The sequence below is a fragment of the Aquibium microcysteis genome, from assembly GCF_014495845.1.
GTDB classification, from domain to species: domain Bacteria; phylum Pseudomonadota; class Alphaproteobacteria; order Rhizobiales; family Rhizobiaceae; genus Aquibium; species Aquibium microcysteis.
Genome location: NZ_CP061080.1, coordinates 5,598,201 through 5,616,475, shown reverse-complemented (window position 1 = coordinate 5,616,475; position 18,275 = coordinate 5,598,201). Strand labels below are relative to the sequence as shown.

Genomic DNA, 18,275 nt, shown 5'->3' with positions numbered 1-18,275 from the left:
CCCGAGGATCTGCCAGCGTCGCGAAACGTGACGGTCGCGCCATCGCGCATGGCGCCGAAATGCCTCTTTTGCAGGGGGCGGCAGATCCTCGGGACAGGCCCGAGGATGACGACCGGATTCGCCGGTGCGACCGGGGTGGGTTGGCGCTTGCGGCCGGCCCTGGCTGGGGCGTCGGTTCGACCGGGTCTTCTCATCCCCCTGCCCGCGTGGCGGCAGGACGGTCGCCGGGCGGAAGGCAGACACCACGCCGAAGCGGGAACGCGGGCCGGGACGCGGGCCTTGCGTGCCCGGCGTTGATCTTTCCGGCGACGGGACGTCCGTTCGGGACGCTTCGTGCAACCTCCGGCGCCGTCATCCTCGGGCCTGTCCCGAGGATCTGCCAGCGTCGCGAAACGTGACGGCCGCGCCATCGCTCATGGCGCCGAAACGCTTGCACGGCGGCGGGCGGCAGATCCTCGGGACAGGCCCGAGGATGACGGCCGGATTCGCCGGTGCGGCCGGGGTGGGTTGGCGCTTGCGTGCGGCCCTGGCTGCGGGCGGCGGTGGGATCGCCTCTCCTCACGCCCCCGCCGTGCGCATGCCCTGGCGGACGAGGCTGCGCAGGTCGTCGATGGGTTTCAGGGCGCCTTCCTCCTCGACGTGCCAGAAGGTCCAGCCGTTGCAGGCGTCGAGGCCCTGGACGCGGGCGCCCATGCGGTGGATGGAGCCGGCTTCCGAGCCGATGGCGAGGGTGCCGTCGGCGCGCACGATGGCCGTCCAGCGCTTGCGGGCGTCGGTGAGCAGCGTGCCGGGGACGACGAGGCCGGCTTCCACCAGGCTGACGAAGGCGACGCGGGGTTCGGCGCGCTTGCCGGTCATCAGCGCGATCTCGGCGTCGCCGAGCGGCTCGACGGCGGCGATGCGGGCGGTGGCGGCGTCGATGTAGTCCTGCTCGCGCTCGCAGCCGACGAACCGGCGGCCGAGGCGCTTCGCTACAGCGCCGGTGGTCCCGGAGCCGAAGAAGGGATCGAGGACGACGTCGCCCGGCCGGGTGGAGGCCATCATGACGCGGGCGAGCAGCGCCTCGGGCTTCTGGGTCGGGTGGACCTTGCCGCCGTCCTCCGTCTTCAGGCGCTCGGCGCCGGTGCAGATCGGGAACAGCCAGTCGGTGCGCATCTGCAGGTCGTCGTTGGAGGCCTTCAGGGCGTCGTAGTTGAAGGTGTAGCCCTTGGCCGCCTGGTCGCGCGAGGCCCAGATCAGCGTCTCGTGCGCGTTCTGGAAGCGGCGGCCGCGGAAATTGGGCATCGGGTTGGTCTTGCGCCAGACGACGTCGTTGAGGATCCAGAAGCCGAGATCCTGCATGATGGCGCCGACGCGGAAGATGTTGTGGTAGGAGCCGATCACCCAGATGGTGCCGTTGGGCTTGAGCACGCGGCGCACGGCGAGCAGCCAGGCGCGGGTGAAGGCGTCGTAGGCGGCGAAGCTGTCGAACCGGTCCCAGGCGTCGTCGACGGCGTCGACCTTCGACTGGTCGGGGCGGTGCAGATCGCCCTCGAGCTGCAGATTGTAGGGCGGGTCGGCGAAGACGACGTCGACGGATCGTTCCGGAAGCCGGTCGAGCGCGGCGACGCAGTCTCCCTTGATGATGGTGTCCAGCCACCCGTCCCTGCCGGAGGACGGAGTGAGGTCTTCGACGAGACGGATGGCGGACATCGGCTACACCTGGCACGCTGGACACTGTTTACACGCCGTTATGGTTACCCATCAGCGTAAACATTCGGTGAAGCCGCGCCGTTTGCCTCGCAGGCACGGCTGCGCTATCGGAGCGCCTTCATCGTCCCTCCCCCGGAGCCTGCCATGCGACCCGACCTCATCATCTTCGACTGCGACGGCGTGCTGGTCGATTCCGAGATCATCGCGGCGCGGGTGGAGGCCGAGATGATCAGCGAGGCCGGCTTCCCGATCTCGGCCGAGGAGATGATGGAGCGCTTCGCGGGCCTGACGACGCGCGACATCCTGCTCAGGCTCGAAACCGTGTCGGAGGTGCCGTTCCAGGCGAGCCTGATCGACCGGATCAAGGGGGAGCTGGACAAGCGGCTGTCGCGGGACGTCCGGCCGGTGGACGGGGCGGCGGCGGCCGTGCGGGCCACCACGATCCCGTACTGCATCTGCTCCAACTCGCCGCAGGAGCGGATCGAGGCGATGCTCGACCGCGCCGGCATGGCCGGCCTGTTCGACCGGAACCGGATCTATTCGGCGCGGGCGATCCCGTCGGGCCGCACCAAGCCGGCGCCCGACGTCTTCCTGCATGCGTCGGCGCAGCTGTCGGCCGATCCGGCGAAGTGCTTCGTGGTGGAGGATTCCGTGCACGGCATCGTCGGCGCGCGGGCGGCCGGGATGCGGGTGATCGGCTTCACCGGGGCAAGCCACAGCTGGCCCGGCCATGCCGACGCGCTGACCGAAGCCGGCGCCGAGACGGTGATCAGCCGCTGGTCGGATTTTTCGCCCGTGGTGGCGGCGCTGTCGGAGTGGTCGGACGCCTGACGGCGAGGCTGACCCGCGCCGCCTGGCCCGCAGGGCGTTTCGTCAGCGCTTCTTCTGCGGCGTCTCGTCGAAGCCGACATAGATCTCGATGTTGCGGGCGGTCGGGACCGGGATCGAGACGGCCGGGTCCTTGAAGACGAACTGGGTGGCCGGCGAGAGCGCGGCGATCGCCGTCTGGTGCTGGTGCAGCCTGGAATAGAGCACCTCCTCGCCGCGCACGACGGCGATGCGGATCGGCATGGTGATGGTGCCGTCCTTCGCCACGGGGCCGGGAACGACGCGGCCGGCGGCGGCGACCTCCATGTTGAGCATGCCGCCGTCGTAGCGGCAGCTGCGCGTCACGTCGGTGATGGAGGCCTGGTAGACGATCCGGTTCCTGTCGCCGTCGCCGCCGCGCTCGTAGGTGCTGTAGAAGGCGGTGCCGGAGCGCAAGGTGACGCGCGGGCAATAAGCGCGCAGCTCGTCGGCGGTGATGGACTCGGCCGGCGGCGCGGCGGGCTCGGCCTTCTTGGTGCCCCAGCCGCCGAGGCCGAGATCGAGCGCGCCGCCGGACTGGCACCCGGCGAGCGCCATGAGAGCGGCGAGCGCGGCAAACCGCATTTTCCCTGCAACAAACGCCATCGACCGGACTTCCCCTTCACAAAGCGGACGTTCTATACCAACGCCGCAACCGGAATGCGACCGATCGAATGCGGTTTTTCGACGGCGGCTCCGCCGGAAGCGGGCTACAGGGACATCATGCGCTACATCAGCACCAGGGGCACGGCCCCGATCCTCGGCTTCGGCGACGTCCTCCTGGCGGGGCTCGCCCGCGACGGCGGGCTCTATCTGCCGGAGGCATGGCCGCAGTTCTCGGCCGCCGACATCCGCGCCATGCGCGGCCTGTCCTATCCCGATCTCGCGGTGCGCATCCTGACGCCCTATGTCGGCGGCGAGATCGAGGAGGCGACCTTCGCGCGCATCGTGCACGAGGCCTATGCGACGTTCCGGCACCCGGCGACCTGCCCGATCGTGCAGAGCGGGCCCAACGAGTTCATCCTGGAGCTCTTCCACGGGCCCACGCTCGCCTTCAAGGACGTGGCCATGCAGCTCCTGGCGCGGCTGATGGACCATGTGCTGGCCGAACGCGGCGAGCGGGCGACCATCGTCGGCGCGACGTCGGGAGACACCGGCGGGGCGGCGATCGACGCCTTCGCCGGGCGCGACCGCACCGACATGTTCATCCTGTTCCCGGAGGGCAAGGTGTCGCCGGTGCAGCAGCGCCAGATGACGACCTCCACGGCGGCCAACGTGCACGCGCTGGCGCTGAAGGGCAATTTCGACGACTGCCAGTCGATCGTGAAGGCGCTGTTCAACGACCACGGCTTCCGCGACCGGGTGCGGCTGTCGGGCGTCAACTCGATCAACTGGGCCCGCATCATGGCCCAGATCGTCTATTACTTCTCCTCGGCGATCAGCCTGGGCGCGCCGGACCGCCCCGTCTCCTTCACCGTGCCGACCGGCAATTTCGGCGACATCTTCGCGGGCTACGCCGCCAAGCGGATGGGACTGCCGGTCGAGCGGCTGGTGATCGCCACCAACGACAACGACATCCTGGCGCGCACGCTGTCGAGCGGGCGCTACGAGACGCGCGGCGTCGTGGCGACGACCTCGCCGTCGATGGACATCCAGGTGTCGTCCAACTTCGAGCGGCTGCTGTTCGAGGCCTCCGGCCGCGACGCGGCGGCCACCCTGGCCTCGATGGAGAGCCTGAAACAGTCGGGCGCGTTCACGGTGGCGGGCGGCACGCTCGAGGCGATCCGCGCCGAGTTCGCCGCCGGCCGCTCGACGATGGAGGAGACGGCGGCGGCCATCGCCGCCACGCTCGCGGCCAGCGGCTATCTCGCCGATCCGCACACGGCGACCGGCCTGCAGGTCGCCCGGGCGCAGCCGGCGGGCGGCGCGCCGATGATCGTGCTGGCGACGGCGCATCCGGCCAAGTTCCCGGATTCGGTCGAGGCGGCGGTCGGAATCCGGCCGAACTTGCCTTCATGGCTGTCGGGGCTTATGGAACGTCGCGAGACGTACAGCGTGCTTCCATCCGACGTCAAAATGGTGGAAGATCACATCGGCCGGCATGCCAGGGTGACCGGCTAGCGAGTTCGAGGAGTTCGCCGTCCATGGGTGTCGAGGTGAGCCGTCTGTCGAACGGCCTGACGGTTGCGACCGAAACCCTTCCCCACATCGAGACCGTCGCCATCGGAGTCTGGGTCAAGTCCGGATCGCGCAACGAGCGCGAGGACGAGCACGGCATCGCCCATCTGCTCGAGCACATGGCGTTCAAGGGCACGGGCAGCCGCTCGGCCTGGGACATCGCCTCGCAGATCGAGGACGTGGGCGGCGAGATCAACGCGGCGACGAGCGTGGAGACGACGTCGTTCTATGCCCGCGTGCTGCGCGACGACATGCCTCTGGCGATCGACCTGCTCTCCGACATCCTGACGGATTCGAAGTTCGACGCGGAGGAGCTCGAGCGCGAGCAGCACGTGATCATGCAGGAGATCGGTGCCGCGCACGACACGCCCGACGACATCGTCTTCGACCGGTTCACCGAAACCGCCTTCCGCCACCAGACGATCGGACGCTCGATCCTGGGCACCGCCGAGACGGTGAAATCGTTCTCGGCGCAGCAGATCCACGACTTCATGGCGCGGCAGTACGGCGCCGACCGCATGGTGGTGGTGGCCGCGGGTGCCGTGGCGCATGACGAGTTCGTGCGCGAGGTCGAGAAGCGGCTCGGCTCGTTCCGCCCGAAAGCGCCCGGCCTGCCGCCGGCGAGCGCCAACTATGTCGGCGGCGACTTCCGCGAGGACCGCGACCTGATGGACGCGCAGATCGTGCTCGGCTTCGAGGGCCGGGCCTATCACGTGCGCGACTTCTACGCCTCGCAGCTCCTGTCGATGATCCTCGGCGGCGGCATGTCGTCTCGCCTGTTCCAGGAAGTGCGGGAGAAGCGCGGGCTGTGCTACTCGGTCTACGCCTTCCACTGGGGCTTCTCGGACACCGGCGTGTTCGGCGTGCATGCGGCGACCGGGCGCGAGGACATCGCCGAGCTGGTGCCGGTGCTCCTGTCGGAACTCCAGAAGACGGGCGAGCACATCAAGATCGAGGAGCTGAACCGGGCGCGGGCGCAGTATCGGGCCGGCCTGATGATGTCGAGCGAGAGCGCGGCGAGCCGCGCCTCGCAGATCGCCCGCCAGATCATGCTGTTCGGGCGGCCGATCTCGAAGGAGGAGCTGATGGACCGGCTCGCCGGGATCACCATCGAGCGGCTGACCGACCTGTCGACGCGCCTGTTCTCCACCCGCCCGACGATCGCCGCGGTCGGCCCGGTCGGAACCCTCGCCCCCTTCGAGGACATCCACGGCCTGCTGGCGACGCCGCAGCCGCACGTCCGCAAGATGGCGGGCTGACGCTCGCACCGGGGCCATGCTGGGCCTGTCCTATTTCGGCAGGGACCGCCTCCGGCTGGCGGGACAGCGGGTGACGCTCCGCATTCCGGCGACCGGGGACTACGAGGAATGGGCGAGCCTGCGCAGGCGCAGCCGCGACTTCCTGGAGAAGTGGGAGCCGCGCTGGGCGAGCGACGAACTGGAGCGGGCGTCCTGGCGGCTGCGGGTGCGCCGCTACAGGGACGAATATGCGCGCGGCACGGGCATACCGTTCCTGATCGTGCTCAACGAGAGCGGTTCGATCGCGGGCGGGATTTCGGTGGGCAACATCCGCCGGGGTGTCGCCCAGAGCGGGCAGATCGGGTACTGGATGGGAGAGCCCTACGCGGGACGGGGGCTGATGGGCGAAGCGGTCGGGCTGCTGGCGCAATATTGTTTCGGTCCGCTGCGCCTGCATCGCCTGGAGGCGGCCTGCATCCCGGGCAACCGGCGTTCGATCCGCGTGCTTGAAAAAGCCGGATTTACCCGCGAAGGACTGCTCCGGTCGTACCTCAGGATCAATGGGGACTGGCAGGACCACTACCTTTACGCTCTCCTGGCCGGGGAGTATCACGATCAGGGTTCGCGGGGCGCAGCGGTTGACAGCTGAATCGATCTTCAAACGCAGGATTCACGGCTTCGCATGCCTGATCGCTGCGCTTTTCGTGGCTCTTTCCGCGCTCGCCACGACGGCGCAGGCGATCGAACCGATCAAGATCTCCCGCGACGACGTGGCGCTCGACCTGTCGGGCGCCGTCGAGATCTACCGCAACCGCGGATCCAACTTCCAGGTGTCCACCGCGCCCGGCATCGACGGCATCGTGCGGCGCATCGAGGTGGAGGCCAAGGACCAGCAGTCGACCGGCGACTGGGCGGTGTTCGCGCTCGCCAACACGACCGACCAGCAGATCGACCGGCTGATCGTCGCGCCGCATTACCGGCTGGTCGGCTCGGGCCTGATCTGGCCCGACCTCGGCTCGCGCCGGATCGCCGCCATCACGCCGAGCGAAGGCTTCGCGCTCGACCGGCAGGAGGCCCCGGACGCCGACGTGTTCCTCCTGACGCTGAATCCCGGCGTGGTGGTGACCTTCGTGGCCGACCTCGCCTCGCCGCGCGTGCCGCAGGTCTATCTGTGGGAGCCGGAGGCCTACAAGGACACGGTCAACTCCTACACGCTCTACCGCGGCATCGTCATCGGCATCGCCGGCCTGCTGGCGCTGTTCCTGACGATCCTGTTCGTGGTCAAGGGGACGTCGATGTTCCCGGCGACCGCGGCGCTCGCCTGGGCGGTACTGGCCTATATCTGCGTCGATTTCGGCTTCCTGACGAAGGTGATCGAGATCGCGCCGGGCAACGAGCAGTTCTGGCGCGCGAGCACGGAGATCGCGCTCGCGGGCACCTTCGTGGTGTTCCTGTTCGCCTATCTGAACCTCAACCGGTGGCACGGCCATTTCAGCTACGGCGCCATCGCCTGGATCCTGGGGCTCGGGCTGATCGCGGGCGTGGCGCTGATCGACCCGCCGGTGGCGGCGGGCATCGCGCGCATGTCGTTCGCGGCGACCGCGCTGATCGGCGTCGGACTGGTGATCTACCTCGGCATGCAGGGCTACGACCGCGCCATCATGCTCGTGCCGAGCTGGATCATGGTGCTGGTCTGGCTGTTCGCGGCCTGGATGACGATCACCGGCACGCTCGACAACGACATCGTGCAGCCGGCGCTGGGCGGCGGCCTGATCCTGATCATCCTCCTGATCGGCTTCACGGTGATGCAGCACGCCTTCTCGGGCGGGGCCCTGCACCAGGGGCTGTTCAGCGACATGGAACGCCAGGCGCTGGCCATCACCGGCGCGGGCGACATCGTGGTGGACTGGGACGTGATGCGCGACCGGATCGTGACGCGTCCGGACGTGGCCGAGATGATCGGGCTGCCGGCCAACAGCCTGCAGGGTCCCGCCCGCAGCTGGCTACCGGTGCTGCATGCCGACGACCGCGACAATTTCCGCACGACGCTCGACATCGTGCTGGAGCACCGGCGCGGCCGCATCTCGATCGACTTCCGCATGCGCGGCGCCGACGGGCACTATCGCTGGTTCATGATGCGGGCGCGGCCCGTGATCGGCTCCGACGGCGAGATCATCCGCTGCGTGGGCACGATGATCGATGTGACCGAGCAGAAGAAGGCCGAGGAGCGGCTGCTGCACGACGCCGTGCACGACAACCTGACCGGCCTGCCCAACCGCGGGCTGTTCCTCAACCGCCTGGACACGGTGATCGCCGTCGCCCAGATCCAGGAGACGGTCAGGCCGACGGTCTTCGTCATCGACATCGACCGGTTCAAGCAGGTGAACGAGGCGCTCGGCATGTCGGCCGGCGACACGATCCTGCTGACGGTGGCGCGGCGGCTCGCGCGGCTGATGAAGACGGGCGATTCCCTGTCGCGGCTGTCGGGCGACCAGTTCGGGCTGATCCTGCTGTCGGAGCCGAACCCGGCCCGGATCGCCGCCTTCGCGGACGCCATGCGGCAGGCGATCCGCTCGCCCATCAACTACGCCAAGCGCGACATCGTGCTGACCGCATCGGTGGGGCTCATCTCCTGGACCGCGCCGCAGACGTCCGCCGAGGAACTGGTCAAGGACGCCGAACTCGCCATGCAGCAGGCGAAGCGGTTCGGCGGCGACCGCATCGAGCCGTTCCGGCCGGCCTTCCGGTCGTTCGGAAGCGACCGGCTGCAGCTGGAATCGGACCTGCGGCGGGCGATGGAGCGCAACGAGTTCCGCCTCGCCTACCAGCCGATCATCCGGCTGGAGGACAATTCGGTGGCCGGCTTCGAGGCGCTGCTGCGCTGGGAGCATCCGCGCCGCGGGGTGATCGCGCCGTCGGAATTCATCCCGATCGCCGAAAGCTGCGACCTGATCGTGCAGCTCGGCCTCTATGCCATGCAGACGGCCGCAGAGGACCTGTCGTCCTGGCACAAGCAGATCGGCGAGACGCCGCTGTCGGTGTCGGTCAACCTGTCGAGCCGTCAGCTGCTCAGGCAGGATCTCGTGGCCGACGTGCGCTCGGCGCTGGCGCGGGCCAATCTCAACCCGCTGTACTTCCGTCTGGAAATGACGGAATCGCTGATCATGGAAAACCCGGAGCGGTCGGTCTACGTGCTCGACAGGCTGCGCGAGACCGGTATCGGCCTGTCGCTCGACGATTTCGGCACCGGCTACTCGTCGCTGTCCTACCTGACCCGCTTCCCCTTCGACACGATCAAGATCGACAAGAGCTTCATCGACGACCAGAGCCCCAAGAAGCCCATGCTGCTGAAATCGATGGTGGGCATGGCGCACGATCTGGGGCTGTCGGTGGTGGCCGAGGGCGTGTCGACCGAGGAGGACGCGCTGCAGCTCCGGCAGATGGGCTGCGAATTCGTTCAGAGCTTCATGTTCGGCCATCCGATGACGTCGGAGGCGGTGACCAAGATGCTGAAGGAACAGTTCCCGCTCACTCAGGCGTGACCGGCGGACTGGCTGAGATGCGCCATCCGGATGCCGAGGGAGGCGAGCAGCCGCTCGTACTTGCGGTCGATGTCGCCGTCGAACAGCATCTCCTGCGAGGCCTTGCAGGTGAGCCAGCCATTGTCGACGATCTCGCGCTCCAGCTGGCCGGCGCCCCAGCCGGCATAGCCGAGCGCCATCAGCGCGTGGCGCGGCCCGTTGCCCTTCGAAATCGCCCGCAGGATGTCGATCGTCGCCGTCAGGCAGATGTCCTCGGAGACCGGCAGCGAGGAGTCGACGATGAAATCGTCCGAGTGAAGCACGAAGCCGCGGCTGCGGTCGACCGGGCCGCCATTCCTCACCAGCAGGTCGCGGGCGGGCTGCGGCAGGCGGATGGCCTGCTTCTCGTCGACCACGCCGAGCTGGACGAGGAGATCGGGAAAGCGCAGCGGCTGCACCCGGTTGATGACGATGCCCATGGCGCCTTCCTCGGAATGGGCGCAGACGTAGATGACGGCACGCGCGAAGTTCTCGTCCTGCATGCCGGGCATGGCGATGAGGAACTGGTCGTCCAGAAAGCCGCTCTGCGACACGTCTCGTTTCTGGCGAAGGATGTCCATGCGGCGAAAGCTAGCGCGTTTTCCGCGGCGGCGGAAGACGGTTCGGCGTGCGGCGCGCGCCGGCCGCACCGCCCGTCACGCAGAAATGAAGCCGCCGCGAGCGCGGCACGCTTGCGTGGCCCGCGCCGCGGCGCCTAAAGCGGTTCGCGATGCTTCAGCTTCGCTCCGCATGCGTCAGGTCCACGTCCTGGCGCAGTTCCTCCACCCGACACCGGTGGCCGTCTTCGGGAGACATGCGTCGATGACCGCGTTGCGCCGCTTTTTCCGTGCAGCAGCCGCCGCCTCCCTGGTGTCGACGGCGGCGAGTGCCCATGCCTCGTCGAGCGATCCCCTGGTGACCGAGGGCGCAACGCTGCGCCTCGTCACAGCGGGGCTGGCCGACGGCACGGGGAAACTGCGCGGCGCGCTCGAAATCCGGCTCGACGCGGGCTGGAAGACCTACTGGAAGGAGCCCGGCGCGTCCGGCGTGCCGCCGCAGATCGACGTGACGGACAGCATCAACGTGTCGGCGGCGCAGTTCCACTTCCCCGCGCCGGAATGGCATGAGGATGCCTATGGCGCATGGGCCGGCTACGACGAGACGGTGGTGCTGCCGGTCACCTTCACCGTCGACGACCCGGAGCGCTTTTCGGCGGTCGAGGCCGATCTCTTCCTCGGCATATGCGAGACGATCTGCATTCCCGTGCAGGCGCGGCTGTCGGTCGAACCGGGCATGGCGCCGGACGATCCCGCCGACGCGGTCCTGGTCGAAAGCGCCTTCGCTTCGCTGCCGCGGACGCCGGACGCGGCGCTCGGCGTGACGGCGGCGACGCGCGAGGGCGACATGCTCCTGGTGACGGTTGCGACTCCGAAGGGCCAAGCAGACCCCGCGACGCTGTTTCTCGCGCCGGGCGGCGGCTACGTGCTCGGCGTGCCGAAACCGCACGAGGCGCCGGACGGCGCCACGATCTTCGAGGTGCCGGTGCTCGCCGCACCCTCCGGCGCGGCGGAGGGGACGGAGATGACCTACACGCTGACCCACGGAGACGCGGCCGTGAGCGGAACCTTCATCCTGCGCTGAAACCGGCGCTGGACAAATACGGCGCGCCCGCTATTGAAGGTCGTCTCGCTTCACGCGCAATTCCAATCTCTGGAGATGTTCAGATGTCGATTTCCGTTGGCGACAGGCTGCCCGCCGCGACGTTCAAGACCATGACCGAAGAGGGCGCGAAGGACGTGAGCGTCGCCGATCTCTTCGGCGGCAAGAAGGTGGTGCTGTTCGGCGTGCCGGGCGCCTTCACGCCGACCTGCAGCAACAACCACCTGCCGGGCTATCTCGAGAACCACGACGCGATCCTGGCGAAGGGCGTCGACACGATCGCCGTCGTCGCCGTGAACGACCACCACGTGATGAGCGCGTGGGCGCGCTTCACCGGCGGCGAAGGCCGGATCGTCTATCTGGCCGACGGCAACGGCGCCTTCACCAAGGCCGCCGGGCTGGAGATGGACCTGTCGATGGGCGGCCTCGGCATGCGCAGCAAGCGCTATTCGATGATCGTCGAGGACGGGGTGGTGACGACGCTCAACATCGAGGATTCGCCCGGCAAGGCAATCGATTCCGGCGCGGCGAAGATTCTCGAGCAGCTCTGAAACCGAAGGCTGCCGCTGCCGCTCCGACCACGCGTCAGCCGCCTCCGGGCGGCTGATTTCGTTACGGGGAGACGATCAGGGGCGACGCTTGAAGGGCGCCATGCCCATGCGGGCGAGTTCGTCGGCGCGTTCGTTCTCCGGATGGCCGGCATGGCCCTTGACCCAGTGCCACTCGACCTTGTGGCGCAGGCGCGCCTGATCGAGCGCCTGCCAGAGCTCGACGTTCTTGACCGGCTGCTTCGAGGCCGTCTTCCAGCCGTTCCTCTTCCAGCCGTCGATCCAGCTCGAGATGCCGTCGCGGACGTAGTTGGAATCGGTGGTCAGGACGACGTGGCAGGATTCCTTCAGCGCATTCAGCGCCTCGATCGCCGCCATCAGTTCCATGCGGTTGTTGGTGGTGTCGGCCTCGCCGCCGGAGAGTTCCTTGACCTTGCCCTTGAAGCGCATGTAGGCGCCCCAGCCGCCGGGGCCGGGATTGCCCGAGCAGGCCCCGTCGGTGAACACTTCGACCGTCTTCATGCGTCTGCCAGACCGTATTCGGCCGCCGAACCGATATGCCGATGGAAGCGCAGGCGGCGGATGAATTCCATCGGGTCGCGTTTCTGGACCAGCGCGCCGTCCGGGATGGTCAGCCAGTCGTAGAGACGCGTGAGCAGGAAGCGCAGAGCCGAGCCGCGCGCCAGAAGCGGCAGGGCGAGGCGCTCGGCCTCCTGGAGCGGCCGCACGGTCTGGTAGCCCGAGAGCAGCGCCCGCGCCTTGGTCTGGTTGAAGGAATTGTCCTTCTCGAAGCACCAGGCATTGAGACAGGTCGCCAGATCGTAGGCCAGGAGATCGTTGCAGGCGAAGTAGAAGTCGATCAGGCCCGACAGGCGGCTGCCCAGGAAGAAGACGTTGTCGGGAAAGAGATCGGCGTGGATGATGCCCTTCGGCAGGTCGGACGGCCAGTTGCGCTCGAAGGCGGCGAACTCGGCGTCGATCTCGGCCACGAGGCCGCGCTCGTAGGACTCCGCCATCGGCCGGGCCTTCGCCCAGAGGTCGCGCCAGCCGTCGACCGAGAGCCGGTTCTGCCGGCGCATGGGGAAATCCGCGCCCGCCACGTGCATCTCGGCCAGCGCGCGTCCGACCTCGCGGCAGTGCGTGGCCGTGGGACGGCGCGTCCAGACCCCTTCGAGGAAGGTGATGATGGCCGCAGGCCGACCGGCCAGTTCGCCGATCAGCTCCCCGTCGCGGCGCATCACGGGCAGCGGGCAGCTGATGTCCTTGCGGGCGAGATGCTGCATCAGGCCCAGGAAGAAGGGCAGCTCGGCCCGATCCACACGCTTCTCGTAGAGCGTCAGGATGAAGGTGCCCTGGCTGGTGTGGAGCAGGAAGTTGGAGTTCTCGGAACCTTCCGCGATGCCCTTGTAGGACAGGGCTGCGCCGATGGCGTAGCCCTGCAGGAAGACTGCGAGTTCCTCCTCCGAGATGTCCGTGTAGACCGCCATCGTCCCCGCCCGTCAGTCCCGTCGATCAGCCATTGACGAAGGCCATGTCGGCCCGGGTGAGTTCCACGTCGCGCAGGTCGCGCATGACGGGAAACTCCTCGGTTTCGGTCGCCGTCACCGCAAGCTCCACGCGGACGTCGAAGCGCGTCCTGAAGGCCTCGATGATCTCCTCGACGATGATCTCGGGCGCCGACGCGCCGGCCGACAGGCCGAGCGTGCGGATGCCGCCGACCGTCTCCCAGGGAATTTCCGACGCCCGCTGGACGAGGAGCGCGCGGGCCGCACCCGCCCGCTCCGCGACCTCGACCAGACGGCGCGAATTGGAGGAGTTCGGCGCACCGACGATCAGATAGAGGTCGGCGCCGTCGGCGGTTTCCTTGACCGCGTCCTGGCGGTTGGTGGTGGCGTAGCAGATCGAATCGGCCGCCGGCGCCTGGAGGTTCGGAAAGCGCTGGCGCAGCCGCGCGATCACGCCCGCGGTGTCTTCGACCGAGAGCGTCGTCTGGGTGACGAAGCCGAGATTGTCGGGATCGGCGGGGACGTAGCGATCGGCGTCCTCGACGGTCTCGACCAGCGACACGGCGCCGTCCGGCAGCTGGCCCATGGTGCCGATGACCTCGGGATGGCCGGCATGGCCGATCAGGATGACGTGGCGGCCGAGGCGCTGGTGGCGCATCGCCTGCTTGTGGACCTTGGAGACCAGCGGGCAGGTGGCGTCGAGATAGAAGAGCTCGCGCGCCTTCGCGTCGGCCGGCACGGATTTCGGCACGCCATGGGCGGAAAAGACGACCGGCTGGCCGCGGTGCTCCGGCGGGATCTCGTCGAGCTCCTCCACGAAGACGGCGCCCTTGGCCTCGAGCCCTTCCACCACGTAGCGGTTGTGGACGATCTCGTGGCGGACATAGACGGGGGCGCCGTATTTCTTGAGCGCGAGCACGACGATCTGGATCGCGCGGTCCACCCCCGCGCAGAAGCCGCGCGGCTGGCAGAGGCGGATCGTCAGGAGCGGCTTGGGGGTCTCGTTCATGTCGGGGCTATCCTTGGCGGGGACATGATGTCGACCACCCTGCCCTGTCAAGGCCGGGCGGATCGACGCGATCCGCTTATCGCCGGAAATTGCGCCAGAACCATGCGCCGAGGACGGCGGCGAGCGCTGCGGCAAGGCCGTACCAGGTGACGACATACTGGAGATGGTTGTTGGGCAGATCGACGATGGTGACGCCGCCGACCGGCAGCCCGCCGTCGTTCGGCGTATCGTCGGCATCGACGAAGACGCCGAGGATGGAGGCATCGGCGGGCAGGCCCGCGGACGCGGCCATGGCGCGGATGTCCTTCCAGTAGAACAGGTTCCTGCCCGGATCGTTGTCGGGAAGGATCGCCGACGGCTTCTCGACCAGAGGGGCCCGCAGGAGGCCTTCGATCGCGACCGGCCCCTCGACGAGGCTCTGCGGTCGCCGGGCGGCATCCTTGAGGTCGTAGGGAACGAAGCCGCGGTTGACGAAGACGTAGTCGCCCTGCGGCCGCAGCAGCGGCGTGTAGACGAAGAAGCCCGAGGCGCCGTTCCAGGTGGCGAAGAAATGGCGCTCGGCGGCATGGACGAACGTCCCTTGCAGCGTGACCGGCGTGTATTCGAGGTCGGCGACGGCCGGTCCGGACGAAAGGACTGAGTCGAGCGGCTTCGGCTCGGCATGGATGCGGGCGTCGATGGTGGCGATGAGCCCTTCCTTCCAGTGCATGCGCTGCACCTGCCAAGTGCCGAGCCCGATCAGGATCGCGAACGCGACGAGGCCGGCGCCGAGGGCGAGCGCGAGAGAAAGCCGGCTGCTGCGCGGCTCGGCCTGGCCGGCGCTCATTGCGGGCCTTCCAGCCGGCCTTCGCGGGCCTTGTTGGCGTATTGCAGCGTGAGCAGCACGCCCTTGATGAGCCGCAGCGCCGTCAGCGACAGGACCAGCGTCAGCGGCGTCCACAAGAGGAACTGCAGCCACAGCGGCGGCCCGTAGGTGATCTCCATCCACAGCGCCAGCCCCACCACGACGAAGCCGATGATGAGAATGACGAAGACGGCCGGGCCGTCGCCGGCATCGGCGAAGCCGTAGTCGAGGCCGCAATTGGAGCAGCGGTCGCCGACCGCCAGGAAGCCCCTGAAGAGGCGTCCCTCGCCGCAGCGCGGGCAGCGGCCCTTCAGACCGGCCTGGACCGGATCGACGGGCGGGTAGAAGGCGCTGTCCTCGCTCATGTCGCCGGTCCTTTCCCGTGGCTGGTCACGGGTGGGGTATAGAGCAACGGCGGCGGCAGGTCGACACCGCCCGATGCCGCATGCCGATACAGGCGCTCCAACGGCAAACGGCCGCCTCGCGGCGGCCGTTCCGATGGCGATCGTCATGACGACGATGGCGTCAGTGGATCTCGGCGATGGTCGCGCCGGCCGACGCCCAGACGTAGATGGCGGCGAAGAGGAAGAGCCAGACCACGTCGACGAAATGCCAGTACCAGGCCGCCGCCTCGAAGCCGAAATGCTGCTTGGGCGTGAAGCCGCCGGCCATGGCGCGGAACAGGCAGACCAGCAGGAAGATGGTTCCGACGAAGACGTGGAAGCCGTGGAAGCCGGTCGCCATGAAGAAGGTGGCACCGTAGATCGAATCGCTGAAGGCGAAGGGCGCGTGCATGTACTCGTAGACCTGCACGAAGGAGAACAGGATGCCGAGGGCGACGGTCATCACGAGGCCCCAGACGAGGCCCTTGCGGTCGTCGTGCAGCAGCGCGTGGTGCGCCCAGGTGACCGTGGTGCCGGAGAGCAGCAGGATGATGGTGTTGTAGAGCGGCAGGTGGAAGGGATCGAGGACCTCGATGCCCGCGGGGGGCCACTGGCCGCCGGTGTAGTCGCTGCGCAGGACCTGCGATGCCTCGCCGGGGAAGAGCGCGGCGTCGAAGAAGGCCCAGAACCAGGCCACGAAGAACATCACCTCCGAGGCGATGAACATGATCATGCCGTAGCGCAGGTGCAGCGACACGACGCGGGTGTGGTGGCCCTCGTTGCCTTCCTTGATCGTGTCCGACCACCAAGCGTACATCGTGTAGAGCACGATCGCCAGGCCGATGACGAAAATCCAGTAGTTCGCGGCCGAAAAGTCGAGGCCGAAAAGGTGGAGCGAGCCGCTCTTCATGGCCTGCATCCAGGCGACGCCGCCCAGCGCCATGACGAGCGCGCCGACGGAGGCGAGGAACGGCCAGGGGCTCGGGTCGATGATGTGGTAGTCGTGTTGCGGTTTGGCGTGCGCGTCAGCCATGTCAGCCCCCAAAGTTGCTGGTCGAGGTCCCGGATTCGACGGGGACGCTTCCCTTGACGGAGGCGGACTCGGCCGGCTCCTCGTCGATGCCGAAGAAGGTATAGGACAAAGTGATCGTCGTCATGTGCCGCAGTTCGGGCACTTCGTCGATCGCCGGATCGACGAAGAAGACCACTGGCATCTCGAGCGTCTCGCCAGGCTTCAGCTCGGTGTCGGTGAAGCAGAAGCACTGGACCTTGTTGAAATAGGCGCCGGCCATCGCCGGCGAGACGTTGAAGCTCGCGCGGCCGCGGGTCGGACGGTCGAAGGGGTTGGTCGCGCGGTAGCTGACCTGGACGGTCTCGCCCATCTTCATCGTGACCGACCGCTGCTCGGGACCGAATTCCCACGGCAGGCCGGATGCGACGTTGGCGTCGAAGCGCACCGTCACCGGGCGGTCGATCACCGTATCGGAATACTGCTCGACGCGCTGGGTGGTGCCGCCATAGCCGGTGACCTGGCAGAACAGCTGGTAGAGCGGAACGGCCGCATAGGCCATGCCGATCATGCCGAGGAAGGTGGCCGCGCAGGCGCCCGCGACCAGAGTGTTGGACGGAGCCTTGGCCGGGGGGGCGGGGGTGTCGACGTCGTTGCTCATCGCGTGCCTCACAATGGCCGGTTCAGGATTGCCGGACCGAACTTGGCAATCGTCGCGACGTAGAAGATCACCACCAGCAGCGCCAGACCGATCGCGATCGCGACGTTGCGCGACCGGCGGGCCTTCTTCTGGGCAGGCGTGAGCCTGATGCCGTCTTCCTCCTCACCCATGGCCGTCATCCTGCCAACGCCCGCCCGACGACCGTGTCGACGAGATAGGCGGCGAAGATGGCGAAGAGGTAGAGGATCGAATAGGCGAACAGCGCCTTGGCCGGCTTCATGTCGCGGTCGTCGTCGCGCATGCGCAGCACCTTGAGCGCGTACCAGACGAAGCCGGCGCCGAGGGCGGCGGCGCAGGCGCCGTAGCCGAAGCTCGCATAGCCGAGCAGGGTCGGCAGCACGCCGACCGGCGCGATGACGACGGAATAGGCGAAGATCTGGCGGCGGGTGGAGGCGAGACCGGCGACGTTGGGCATCATCGGCACGCCCGCCCGGCCGTAATCGGCCGCCTTGAACAAGGCGAGCGCCCAGAAGTGCGGCGGCGTCCACAGGAAGATGATGGCGAAGAGGATGACGCTCTCGAGGCTGACGGTGCCGGTGGCCGCCGCCCAGCCGATGATCGGCGGGAAGGCGCCGGCGGCACCGCCGATGACGATGTTCTGCGGCGTCCAGCGCTTCAGCCACATGGTGTAGACCACGGCGTAGAAGAAGATCGTGAAGGCGAGCAGCGAGGCAGCCAGCCAGTTGACCAGCACGCCGAGCGTCATCACCGACAGGGCAGACAGGACGAGCCCGAAGGCGAGCGCCTCGCCCGGCAGCACGCGGCCGCTCGGGACGGGGCGCGTGGCGGTGCGCGACATCACGGCGTCGATGTCGGCATCGTACCACATGTTGAGCGCACCGGATGCGCCCGCGCCGACGGCGATCGACAGGATGGCGATCAGCGCGATGAAGGGGTTCAGCGCCACGGGTGCGGCGACGAGACCGACGACGGCGGTGAAGACGACGAGCGCCATCACACGCGGCTTGAGCAGCGTGAAGTAATCGCCTGGCGTCGCCTCGGAGAGGTGAACCCCGGCGTCGATCTCGCGGTCGGTGGTGGCCAAAGCCATGCCTTACGTTTCCAGGTTCTTGTTGTTCTTGG

Annotated in this window: 19 protein-coding genes; 7 read left to right on the top strand and 12 right to left on the bottom strand. The window is 68.1% G+C overall.

Features of this window, described 5'->3' with window-relative positions:
* Positions 1-558: 558 nt before the first annotated feature.
* The gene (locus tag IAI54_RS26460) at positions 559-1,692 is read right to left on the bottom strand and encodes a site-specific DNA-methyltransferase (RefSeq protein ID WP_187970015.1); all 1,134 of its coding nucleotides are present in this window, start codon (positions 1,690-1,692) and stop codon (positions 559-561) included.
* A gap of 144 nt (positions 1,693-1,836) precedes the next feature.
* Between IAI54_RS26460 and IAI54_RS26455 the strand changes: the two genes are divergently transcribed.
* A complete protein-coding gene (locus IAI54_RS26455) occupies positions 1,837-2,523 on the top strand; it encodes an HAD family hydrolase (RefSeq protein ID WP_187970014.1) in 687 nt (228 codons plus the stop codon).
* Positions 2,524-2,565: 42 nt separating this feature from the next.
* Here IAI54_RS26455 and IAI54_RS26450 read toward each other — a convergent pair whose 3' ends face one another.
* The gene (locus IAI54_RS26450; RefSeq protein WP_235679180.1) at positions 2,566-3,144 is read right to left on the bottom strand and encodes a hypothetical protein; all 579 of its coding nucleotides are present in this window, start codon (positions 3,142-3,144) and stop codon (positions 2,566-2,568) included.
* A 117-nt stretch (positions 3,145-3,261) separates the two neighbouring features.
* Here IAI54_RS26450 and thrC point away from each other — a divergent pair, with 117 nt between their 5' ends.
* The 4 genes from thrC to IAI54_RS26430 are packed head-to-tail and all read left to right on the top strand — an operon-like array spanning position 3,262 to position 9,496.
* Positions 3,262-4,659: a threonine synthase gene (gene thrC, locus IAI54_RS26445; RefSeq protein ID WP_187970013.1), complete on the top strand. Its 1,398-nt coding sequence runs from the start codon at positions 3,262-3,264 to the stop codon at positions 4,657-4,659.
* Positions 4,660-4,682: 23 nt separating this feature from the next.
* Positions 4,683-5,975 carry a M16 family metallopeptidase gene (locus IAI54_RS26440; RefSeq protein WP_187970012.1) on the top strand — a complete coding sequence of 431 codons (1,293 nt, stop codon included), beginning with the start codon at positions 4,683-4,685 and terminating at the stop codon, positions 5,973-5,975.
* A gap of 16 nt (positions 5,976-5,991) precedes the next feature.
* Positions 5,992-6,603, top strand: a complete 612-nt coding sequence (locus IAI54_RS26435; protein ID WP_187970011.1) for a GNAT family N-acetyltransferase — start codon at positions 5,992-5,994, stop codon at positions 6,601-6,603.
* Positions 6,604-6,640: 37 nt separating this feature from the next.
* On the top strand, positions 6,641-9,496 hold the full coding sequence (locus IAI54_RS26430; protein ID WP_420838325.1) for an EAL domain-containing protein: 2,856 nt from the start codon (positions 6,641-6,643) through the stop codon (positions 9,494-9,496).
* Here IAI54_RS26430 and IAI54_RS26425 read toward each other — a convergent pair.
* Complete coding sequence (locus tag IAI54_RS26425; RefSeq protein ID WP_187970009.1) at positions 9,487-10,095, bottom strand: YqgE/AlgH family protein; 609 nt, start codon at positions 10,093-10,095, stop codon at positions 9,487-9,489. The genes IAI54_RS26430 and IAI54_RS26425 overlap by 10 nt on opposite strands.
* Before the next feature lie 241 nt (positions 10,096-10,336).
* Here IAI54_RS26425 and IAI54_RS26420 point away from each other — a divergent pair, with 241 nt between their 5' ends.
* Positions 10,337-11,155: a protein-disulfide reductase DsbD domain-containing protein gene (locus IAI54_RS26420; protein WP_187970008.1), complete on the top strand. Its 819-nt coding sequence runs from the start codon at positions 10,337-10,339 to the stop codon at positions 11,153-11,155.
* Positions 11,156-11,238: 83 nt separating this feature from the next.
* A complete protein-coding gene (locus tag IAI54_RS26415; protein WP_187970007.1) occupies positions 11,239-11,724 on the top strand; it encodes a peroxiredoxin in 486 nt (161 codons plus the stop codon).
* Positions 11,725-11,799: 75 nt separating this feature from the next.
* Here IAI54_RS26415 and rnhA read toward each other — a convergent pair whose 3' ends face one another.
* The 9 genes from rnhA to IAI54_RS26370 all read right to left on the bottom strand — a co-directional run bounded on the left by rnhA (position 11,800) and on the right by IAI54_RS26370 (position 18,243).
* Entirely contained in the window at positions 11,800-12,243 is a 444-nt protein-coding gene (gene rnhA, locus IAI54_RS26410; protein ID WP_187970006.1) for a ribonuclease HI, read from the bottom strand.
* The gene (locus IAI54_RS26405; protein WP_187970005.1) at positions 12,240-13,208 is read right to left on the bottom strand and encodes a homoserine kinase; all 969 of its coding nucleotides are present in this window, start codon (positions 13,206-13,208) and stop codon (positions 12,240-12,242) included. Before IAI54_RS26405 ends, rnhA begins: the two co-directional genes overlap by 4 nt.
* Before the next feature lie 25 nt (positions 13,209-13,233).
* The gene (gene ispH, locus IAI54_RS26400) at positions 13,234-14,235 is read right to left on the bottom strand and encodes a 4-hydroxy-3-methylbut-2-enyl diphosphate reductase (RefSeq protein WP_187970004.1); all 1,002 of its coding nucleotides are present in this window, start codon (positions 14,233-14,235) and stop codon (positions 13,234-13,236) included.
* Positions 14,236-14,311: 76 nt separating this feature from the next.
* Positions 14,312-15,061: an SURF1 family protein gene (locus tag IAI54_RS26395; protein ID WP_187970003.1), complete on the bottom strand. Its 750-nt coding sequence runs from the start codon at positions 15,059-15,061 to the stop codon at positions 14,312-14,314.
* On the bottom strand, positions 15,058-15,444 hold the full coding sequence (locus IAI54_RS26390) for a DUF983 domain-containing protein (protein WP_187970002.1): 387 nt from the start codon (positions 15,442-15,444) through the stop codon (positions 15,058-15,060). Before IAI54_RS26390 ends, IAI54_RS26395 begins: the two co-directional genes overlap by 4 nt.
* Positions 15,445-15,604: 160 nt before the next feature.
* A complete protein-coding gene (locus IAI54_RS26385; RefSeq protein ID WP_187970001.1) occupies positions 15,605-16,495 on the bottom strand; it encodes a cytochrome c oxidase subunit 3 in 891 nt (296 codons plus the stop codon).
* Position 16,496: 1 nt separating this feature from the next.
* Entirely contained in the window at positions 16,497-17,132 is a 636-nt protein-coding gene (locus IAI54_RS26380; RefSeq protein ID WP_187970000.1) for a cytochrome c oxidase assembly protein, read from the bottom strand.
* A gap of 8 nt (positions 17,133-17,140) precedes the next feature.
* Complete coding sequence (locus tag IAI54_RS26375) at positions 17,141-17,302, bottom strand: hypothetical protein (protein WP_187969999.1); 162 nt, start codon at positions 17,300-17,302, stop codon at positions 17,141-17,143.
* A gap of 5 nt (positions 17,303-17,307) precedes the next feature.
* Positions 17,308-18,243 carry a heme o synthase gene (locus tag IAI54_RS26370; protein WP_187969998.1) on the bottom strand — a complete coding sequence of 312 codons (936 nt, stop codon included), beginning with the start codon at positions 18,241-18,243 and terminating at the stop codon, positions 17,308-17,310.
* Between the last annotated feature and the right edge of the window lie 32 nt (positions 18,244-18,275).

Coding starts and splice junctions, on each gene's coding strand:
- IAI54_RS26460 (WP_187970015.1), bottom strand. CDS start 1,692: ATGTCCGCCATCCGTCTCGTCGAAGACCTCACTCCGTCCTCCGGCAGG.
- IAI54_RS26455 (WP_187970014.1), top strand. CDS start 1,837: ATGCGACCCGACCTCATCATCTTCGACTGCGACGGCGTGCTGGTCGAT.
- IAI54_RS26450 (WP_235679180.1), bottom strand. CDS start 3,144: ATGGCGTTTGTTGCAGGGAAAATGCGGTTTGCCGCGCTCGCCGCTCTC.
- thrC (WP_187970013.1), top strand. CDS start 3,262: ATGCGCTACATCAGCACCAGGGGCACGGCCCCGATCCTCGGCTTCGGC.
- IAI54_RS26440 (WP_187970012.1), top strand. CDS start 4,683: ATGGGTGTCGAGGTGAGCCGTCTGTCGAACGGCCTGACGGTTGCGACC.
- IAI54_RS26435 (WP_187970011.1), top strand. CDS start 5,992: ATGCTGGGCCTGTCCTATTTCGGCAGGGACCGCCTCCGGCTGGCGGGA.
- IAI54_RS26425 (WP_187970009.1), bottom strand. CDS start 10,095: ATGGACATCCTTCGCCAGAAACGAGACGTGTCGCAGAGCGGCTTTCTG.
- IAI54_RS26420 (WP_187970008.1), top strand. CDS start 10,337: ATGACCGCGTTGCGCCGCTTTTTCCGTGCAGCAGCCGCCGCCTCCCTG.
- IAI54_RS26415 (WP_187970007.1), top strand. CDS start 11,239: ATGTCGATTTCCGTTGGCGACAGGCTGCCCGCCGCGACGTTCAAGACC.
- rnhA (WP_187970006.1), bottom strand. CDS start 12,243: ATGAAGACGGTCGAAGTGTTCACCGACGGGGCCTGCTCGGGCAATCCC.
- IAI54_RS26405 (WP_187970005.1), bottom strand. CDS start 13,208: ATGGCGGTCTACACGGACATCTCGGAGGAGGAACTCGCAGTCTTCCTG.
- ispH (WP_187970004.1), bottom strand. CDS start 14,235: ATGAACGAGACCCCCAAGCCGCTCCTGACGATCCGCCTCTGCCAGCCG.
- IAI54_RS26395 (WP_187970003.1), bottom strand. CDS start 15,061: ATGAGCGCCGGCCAGGCCGAGCCGCGCAGCAGCCGGCTTTCTCTCGCG.
- IAI54_RS26390 (WP_187970002.1), bottom strand. CDS start 15,444: ATGAGCGAGGACAGCGCCTTCTACCCGCCCGTCGATCCGGTCCAGGCC.
- IAI54_RS26385 (WP_187970001.1), bottom strand. CDS start 16,495: ATGGCTGACGCGCACGCCAAACCGCAACACGACTACCACATCATCGAC.
- IAI54_RS26380 (WP_187970000.1), bottom strand. CDS start 17,132: ATGAGCAACGACGTCGACACCCCCGCCCCCCCGGCCAAGGCTCCGTCC.
- IAI54_RS26375 (WP_187969999.1), bottom strand. CDS start 17,302: ATGGGTGAGGAGGAAGACGGCATCAGGCTCACGCCTGCCCAGAAGAAG.
- IAI54_RS26370 (WP_187969998.1), bottom strand. CDS start 18,243: ATGGCTTTGGCCACCACCGACCGCGAGATCGACGCCGGGGTTCACCTC.